This window comes from Bradyrhizobium ottawaense, from assembly GCF_900099825.1.
Taxonomy (GTDB): domain Bacteria; phylum Pseudomonadota; class Alphaproteobacteria; order Rhizobiales; family Xanthobacteraceae; genus Bradyrhizobium; species Bradyrhizobium ottawaense_A.
On the sequence record NZ_LT629693.1, the window covers coordinates 2913324 to 2920000 of the forward strand.

General features: G+C 64.5%; 6 protein-coding genes (1 of these 6 only partly in view). 5 read left to right on the top strand and 1 reads right to left on the bottom strand.

From position 1 onward, the window contains the following. Positions 1 to 419: 419 nt before the first annotated feature. The 4 genes from BLR13_RS13580 to BLR13_RS13595 all read left to right on the top strand — a co-directional run bounded on the left by BLR13_RS13580 (position 420) and on the right by BLR13_RS13595 (position 4865). A complete protein-coding gene (locus BLR13_RS13580; protein ID WP_074823243.1) occupies positions 420 to 1676 on the top strand; it encodes a M20/M25/M40 family metallo-hydrolase in 1257 nt (418 codons plus the stop codon). A 170-nt stretch (positions 1677 to 1846) separates the two neighbouring features. Beyond that, positions 1847 to 2521, top strand: coding sequence for a GntR family transcriptional regulator (locus BLR13_RS13585; RefSeq protein WP_074823240.1), 675 nt, complete (start codon positions 1847 to 1849; stop codon positions 2519 to 2521). Between the two features lie 75 nt (positions 2522 to 2596). Continuing rightward, positions 2597 to 3397 (top strand): phytanoyl-CoA dioxygenase family protein, encoded by an 801-nt coding sequence (locus tag BLR13_RS13590; protein ID WP_074823237.1) that lies wholly within the window; start codon positions 2597 to 2599, stop codon positions 3395 to 3397. Positions 3398 to 3554: 157 nt separating this feature from the next. Next, positions 3555 to 4865: an NAD(P)H-dependent oxidoreductase gene (locus tag BLR13_RS13595; protein WP_074823233.1), complete on the top strand. Its 1311-nt coding sequence runs from the start codon at positions 3555 to 3557 to the stop codon at positions 4863 to 4865. Here the strand turns inward: BLR13_RS13595 and BLR13_RS13600 are convergent. Further along, positions 4862 to 5947 (bottom strand): NAD-dependent epimerase/dehydratase family protein, encoded by a 1086-nt coding sequence (locus BLR13_RS13600; RefSeq protein ID WP_074823232.1) that lies wholly within the window; start codon positions 5945 to 5947, stop codon positions 4862 to 4864. The genes BLR13_RS13595 and BLR13_RS13600 overlap by 4 nt on opposite strands. A 277-nt stretch (positions 5948 to 6224) precedes the next feature. Between BLR13_RS13600 and BLR13_RS13605 the strand changes: the two genes are divergently transcribed. Further along, a protein-coding gene (locus tag BLR13_RS13605) for a TRAP transporter substrate-binding protein (RefSeq protein WP_074823230.1) crosses the window boundary here: on the top strand, positions 6225 to 6677 show its start. 636 nt of this gene lie beyond the right edge of the window; only the first 453 of its 1089 coding nucleotides appear in the window; its start codon is at positions 6225 to 6227; its stop codon lies beyond the right edge, outside the window.

Here is a 6677-nt window from a genome sequence, read left to right on the forward strand (position 1 = left end):
TCAACAACATCAGCGGCGTCGGACGCGACGGCGCTGGCGTGCTCATCCTGCGGTGGGACGAGACCTTCGACGTCGGAGCCGATACCGGCACTCCCGTGTACGACAAGACTAACCAGGTGCCGTTCAAGTTCACCGGCAAGCTCAACAAGCCGACGCTCTCGATTGAGCGGCCGAAGTTGGCGCCTGAGGATAACGGATGGGTACCGCGCAGCCTAAGACGCGAAGTAGCCGGGGCTCGTAGGGATTGATGCAAGGGCCGTGCTCGGCCCTCCGATTGTTGAGAGACAAGTCCGTTGTTGGCACATCGCTTCCTTTCGCTGCGCTGCTGAATTTGGTCACTATCGAGGCATAGCGGACTCTGGCAAGCTGGTTACCCGGCAGATTTATGGGTTGATCAGAAAGCGCGCGGAGGAAACAACATGAAAACATCCAGCCAATGGCTCGTCTCGGTCGCTCTCCTCGGCATCGCCTTTGCCTCATCCCCGGCGCTGGCCGCGCCGGATGAAAAGCTGCGCGCGGCGGCCGAACAGGCCAAGCCGGCGCTGATCGAGACCTTGCACGACATGGTGATGATCGAATCCGGCAGCGGCGATCTCGAAGGGCTCGGCAAGATGGCCGACTTCACCGAGGCGCGGCTGAAGGCGCTGGGCGCGAAGACAGAGCGGCGCAAGGCGACGCGGGGCGCCGGGGCCGATATCGTGATCGGTACCTTCGATGGCAGCGGCAGCAAGAAGCTGATGCTGATTGCCCACATGGATACGGTTTATCAGAAGGGCATCCTCACCACGCAGCCCTATCGCATCGACGGCAACCGGATCTTCGGGCCGGGGATCGCCGACGACAAGGGCGGCATCGCGGTAATCCTGCATGCGCTGAAAATCCTCGGCGATGCCGGCTGGCGCGACTATGCAAGGCTGACGGTCGCGCTCAATCCGGACGAGGAAGTCGGCTCGATCGGTTCCGGCGAGTTGATAGCCGAACTGGCCGACCAGCACGATGTGGTGCTGTCCTGCGAACCGACGGTGGCGGCGCCCGCCGCCAAAAATGACAGCCTGCTGCTCGGCGCCAGCGGCACCGCCACCGGCACCATGGAAGTGAAGGGACGCGCGTCGCATGCCGGCGCTGCGCCGCAGCTTGGCCGCAACGCGGTGATCGAACTGGCGCACCAATTGCTGCAGACCCAGGACGTCGCGAAATCGATTCCCGGCACGCAACTGAACTGGACCACCGCGCAGGCCGGCACCGTGCGCAACCAGATTCCCGACAAGGCCAGCGCCGGCGCGGATATCCGCCTCACCATTCCCGACGGCGTGCAGAAGCTGCAGGCCGCATTGGACGAGAAGGTGAAGAACAAGCTCGTTCCCGACACCGAAACCACCGTGAAGATCGAGGCGGGCCGGCCGGCCTTCGTCGCCAGCGACCGCGGCCGCGCACTCGCCCGCGAGGGGCAGGCGATCTACGCCGAACTCGAGCGCACCCTGGATATCGCCGAGATGACCGGCGGCGCCACCGATGCCGGCTTCGCCAACCGCAGCGGCAAGGCGGTCGTGGTCGAAAGCTTTGGCCTGGCCGGCTTCGGCTATCACGCCCGCGACGAATATATCGACACCGGCTCGATCATGCCGCGGCTCTATCTGATGACGCGCATGCTGACGGAACTGGGAAAGAAGAAGTAGGCGCGTGGTCGCACTTTGCCGTCGCGACGGGAAAGCCTGCCTCCGAGAGAGGGGGGCAGGCCAACCGGGCTCGTTCCGTCGAAAAGCCGATCGGGAAGCCTTGACCGCCGGTCACGGCAGCGATACGTTTAAGGAATACGGAATTCCGTATTCCGAATTGGACGACCGGCATGATCCCGCTAGACCCGCTCCCGAACCTGATCGACCAGGTCTACGCCCGGATCCTCGAGGCGATCACCGATCGCTCGCTGCCGCCGGGGCATCGCATCCGGCAGAACGAACTCGCCGAACGGCTCGGCGTCTCTCGCCAGCCGGTCTCCCACGCGCTGCATTTGCTGCACCGGCAGGGCCTCGTCGCCGAAAGCGGCCGCCGCGGCTTTGAGGTGACGCGGCTGGACCCCTCGCGCATCCGCCAGCTCTACGAAGTGCGCGGCGCCATCGATGCCCTCGCCGCGCGGCTTGCGGCCGGAAGGACCAGGACGGATGCAACCGGGCGCGCGCAGCTCGAGGCGGCGCTGCAGGCCGGGCGGGCGATCGGCAGCAACACCCCGCTGGCGCAACTGATCGCGCTCGATGTCGACTTTCACAGCGCCATCTATCGTCTCGCCGGCAATCCCGCGATCGAGGAAATGATCGCGCCGCAATGGCCGCATATGCGCCGCTCGATGGCAACCGTGCTGGCCGAACTCGATTACCGCGACAGCGCCTGGACCGAACACGAAACCATCGCAGCGCAGATTCTGGCCGGCAACGCCAAGGCCGCGGAGGCCGCCGCACTGGCGCATGCGCAGACGGCAGGACGAATGACCGAGGAAAGACTGAAGGCGACCGATAGAGCCGCGTAGCAAGAGGCTGTCGTTCCGGGGCGAAGCGGTAGCTTCGAACCCGGAATGACCATAAAAAACCACAGGAGAGACGTCATGAAATTGACCCAGCAGCAGATCGACACGTTCAACCGCGAAGGCTGGCTGTTCCTGCCCGAGCTGTTCAGCCCCGAGGAAGTCGCCTATCTCGCCCGCGAGGCCGAGGGCATCTACGACACCAGCCGCCCGGAGGTATGGCGCGAGAAGAGCGGCGCGCCGCGCACCGCCTTTGCCGCCCATCTCTACAACGAGGCGTTCGGCGCGCTCGGCGCCCATCCGCGCATGATCGATCCGGTCGAACAGGTGTTCGGCGAGAAGGTCTACATGCATCAGTACAAGATCAACGCCAAATCCGCCTTCACCGGCGACGTCTGGCAATGGCACCAGGATTACGGCACCTGGAAGCGCGACGACGGCATGCCGTTGCCGCGCGCGATGAACATCGCGATCTTCCTCGACGAGGTGATGCCGATCAACGGCCCGTTGATGCTGGTGCCGAGGAGCCAGCACGCCGGCGATTTGCCGGCCGCGCATGATCTTGCGACAACGTCCTATCCGCTGTGGACGCTCGACGAGGCCACCGTGACGAGGCTGGTGAAGGAAGGCGGCATCGTCGCCCCGACCGGCAAGGCCGGCGGCATGCTGATGTTCCACGGCAACCTGGTGCACGGCTCGGCCGGCAACATCACGCCCTATCCGCGCAAGATCGTCTATCTCACGCTGAACGCGGTCTCGAACTACATCCGCACCCCGACGCGGCCGGAATACATCGCCCACCGCGATTTCACGCCGATCCAGACCGTGGATGACGACGCGCTGTTGCGGCTCGCGCGGGCACATCGGCAGGCGGCGGAGTAAAGGTAGCTCTCGTGCCCCGGACGCAGCGCAGCACGAAGTGATGCGCTGCTGAGCCGGGGCTCAATCTTTTCCCAGTTTCCCCCGATGGGTCCCGGCTCTGCGGAGCAGCGTTGTACGCTGCACCGCGTCCGGGACACGGCAGCTTCCGGATCCCCCCATGAACCTTCATCATCTCCTCAACGCCCGCCTCGCGGCCGGCAAGCCGGTTCGCGTTGCGCTGATCGGCGCCGGCAAATTCGGCTCGATGTTTCTGGCGCAGGTGCCGCACACGCCGGGGCTCGAAGTACCGCTGATCATCGATCTCGACCGCGATCGGGCGCGCGAGGCGTGCCGCACGGTCGGCTGGGATCAGGCGCGGATCGCGCGGACGGCCTTCACCGACGACGGCCTGCGTGCGATTGCGGGCGGCGCGATGGATGTCGTGGTCGAAGCCACCGGCAACCCCGCGGTCGGCATCCGGCATGCCCGCGCGGCGATTGCGGCGGGCAAGCATGTCGTGATGGTCAATGTCGAGGCCGACGTACTGGCAGGGCCGCTGCTCGCCGAGGAGGCGCGCAAGGCCGGCGTGGTCTATTCGCTGGCCTATGGCGACCAGCCGGCGCTGACCGCCGAGATGGTGGACTGGGCGCGCGCGACCGGCTTTCGCGTCGTCGCCGCCGGCAAGGGCACCAAATACCTGCCGGCCTATCATGACGTGACCCCGGACGGCGTCTGGGGCCATTACGGGTTGACGGCGGGCGAAGCGCAATCGGCCGGCATGAACCCGCAAATGTTCAATTCATTTCTGGACGGTACCAAATCCGCGATCGAAATGGCGGCGATCGCCAACGCCACCGGGCTCGACGTACCCACGGATGGCTTGCTGTTTCCGCCCTGCGGCGTCGACGACCTGCCGCATGTGATGCGGCCGCGCGACAAGGGCGGCGTGCTGGAGAAATCCGGCGTGGTGGAAGTGGTGTCGTCGCTGGAACGCGACGGGCGCCCGGTGTTTCGTGACCTGCGCTGGGGCGTCTATGTCGTGCTGGAAGCGCCGAACGACTATGCCGCCGATTGTTTCAAGCAGTACGGGCTCAAGACCGACGCCTCGGGCAGATATGCCGCGATGTACAAGCCCTATCATCTGATCGGGCTGGAGCTGAACATCTCGATCCTGTCGGCGGCGCTGCGCAACGAGCCGACCGGGCAACCGCACGGTTTTCGCGGCGACGTCGCCGCCGTGGCCAAGCGCGATCTGCGCGCGGGCGAAATGCTCGACGGCGAAGGCGGCTACACGGTGTGGGGCAAACTGATGCCGGCGTCCGCCAGCCTTGCGGCCGGCGCGCTGCCGATCGGGCTCGCCCATCGCGTCAAGTTGACGAACAACGTCGCCCACGGCGCGGTCGTGCGCTGGAGCGACGTCGAAGTCGATGCCAACAACGACACCATCAAGACGCGCAAGGCGATGGAAGCGACGTTTTCGAAGACCTAAGGCAACAGGCGGCTGGCCTTGGCCTGCCTGAACCATTTTCGGAACATCGCTTCGGTATCCATCATTTCGGTGAAACCGGCCTGATTGATCTTGACGGTCGAAACAATCGAGGGCGGACCCGATTGGGTCTGGCCATGGCGCATGCTGTAATCGGCATATTGAAACGACAGGCCGACAAAGGCCTCCAGGCCCGGCGCGATCAGATCGTGCTTGCGGCGCAGTTCGTCCCACGGCGCGATCCACTTCGGATATTCCTGCGCCAGCGACAGCGGCACAGCGGCGCCCGGCTTCATGTCCAGCGCATCTGCAATCGCCGGCCAGATATTCTCCCAGGTAAAGACATCGCCATTGGTGACATTGAAGGCCTCGTTGCGCGCGGCATCGGCCTCACCCGACCATGCGATGGCGCGCGCCAGCAGATCGACGTCGACCGCCTGCGACACCCGCGCCGCACCTCCGGGATAATCCAGCGCGCGTCCCTGTTCGCGCAGCATCGCCGCATAGACACCCAGCGGCGGGATCAGATCCATGGCACCGCCCATGGCCAAGCCAACGATCAGGACCGGACGCAAAATGCTCCAGTGCCAGGCCTTGCCGTTCTGCAGCTCGCGCAAGAAGTTTTCCTGCGCCCAGTAGAAATTCGGCTGCTCGTACATTTCGGAGCGGCCTTCGCGCGCCGGCACCGTAAGCGGACGGACGTGGACGCCATAGGCCTTGGTGCCCTGTAGCAGTGCGACGTGGCGAAGCGTCGGCGCGACCGGCTCGAGTGCAGCCATCAGGTGGCGCAGCATCAGATCGTTGGTGCGGATCTGGTTGGGATCGCGCCAGCCGTCGATCAGGTTCGGCGCTTCATAGAGCGCGGCATAGACGAGATGGGTTGCGCCCTTCATTTCAGCGGCGGCCTGCAGGCACTGCGAGGGATCGGTAAGGTCGATCGGGACGTAGCGGGCGCCGTAGAGCTCACGCGGCCTGCGCCGCGCCAGCGCCACAACGTCGCACCCACCCGCGCCGCCGAAGTGCCGCAACGCGGCATTTCCGACCAGTCCGGTCGCACCCGCGACCACTACTTTCTTGTCCGCCATTCCATACTCCAGCGCCGATTGCCGCTTTCAGTAGCAGACGAAGCCGGTCGCGTCAGCCGGCCGCCTTAGCCTTTCGTCGAGTCGGAGGCGGGGCTTGTTCGCAACTGCGGTCGAAGCAGGACGCTTGATTATCGATCCCCGATTGGTCATCCTGACCGCACGTTTGAAGGCTCGGGTTTCAATCACCAACCAAACATCGGCCATCGGCAAAAATAAAAACGACAATCAAGATCGTTGTCCCTTGGTCGAGTATCGGCACAAGCAAGAGGGGAAGCGCATGAAACGTCGTGATTTCTTGAAGGTCGGCGGTGTCGGTCTCGCTGCAAGCGCGGTAGCCGCACCCGCAATCGCCCAATCCAATCCTGAAATAAAGTGGCGGTTGACGGCGAGTTGGCCGAAGGCACTCGATACGCTCTACGGCGGCTGTGAATATTTCGTCAAACGCGTGGCCGAGATCACCGACAACAAATTCCAGATTCAATCGTTCGCCGCCGGCGAAATCGTGCCGGGCCTGCAGGTGCTCGACGCCGTTTCCAATGGCACCGTCGAAATGGGCAACACCGCGCTTTATTACTACTGGGGCAAGAACCCGGCATTCACTTTCGGCACCTCGTTGCCGTTCGGACTGAACACGCGGGCTCACATTTCCTGGCTGCTGTTCGGCGGCGGTCAGGATCTGCTCAACGACCTCCTGAAGGAATCCAACACGATGTGCATTCCGACCGGCTCG

Bases quoted from the DNA above. Each gene is read 5' to 3' on its own strand.
- BLR13_RS13580 (WP_074823243.1), top strand. From the start codon at position 420: ATGAAAACATCCAGCCAATGGCTCGTCTCGGTCGCTCTCCTCGGCATC.
- BLR13_RS13585 (WP_074823240.1), top strand. From the start codon at position 1,847: ATGATCCCGCTAGACCCGCTCCCGAACCTGATCGACCAGGTCTACGCC.
- BLR13_RS13590 (WP_074823237.1), top strand. From the start codon at position 2,597: ATGAAATTGACCCAGCAGCAGATCGACACGTTCAACCGCGAAGGCTGG.
- BLR13_RS13595 (WP_074823233.1), top strand. From the start codon at position 3,555: ATGAACCTTCATCATCTCCTCAACGCCCGCCTCGCGGCCGGCAAGCCG.
- BLR13_RS13600 (WP_074823232.1), bottom strand. From the start codon at position 5,947: ATGGCGGACAAGAAAGTAGTGGTCGCGGGTGCGACCGGACTGGTCGGA.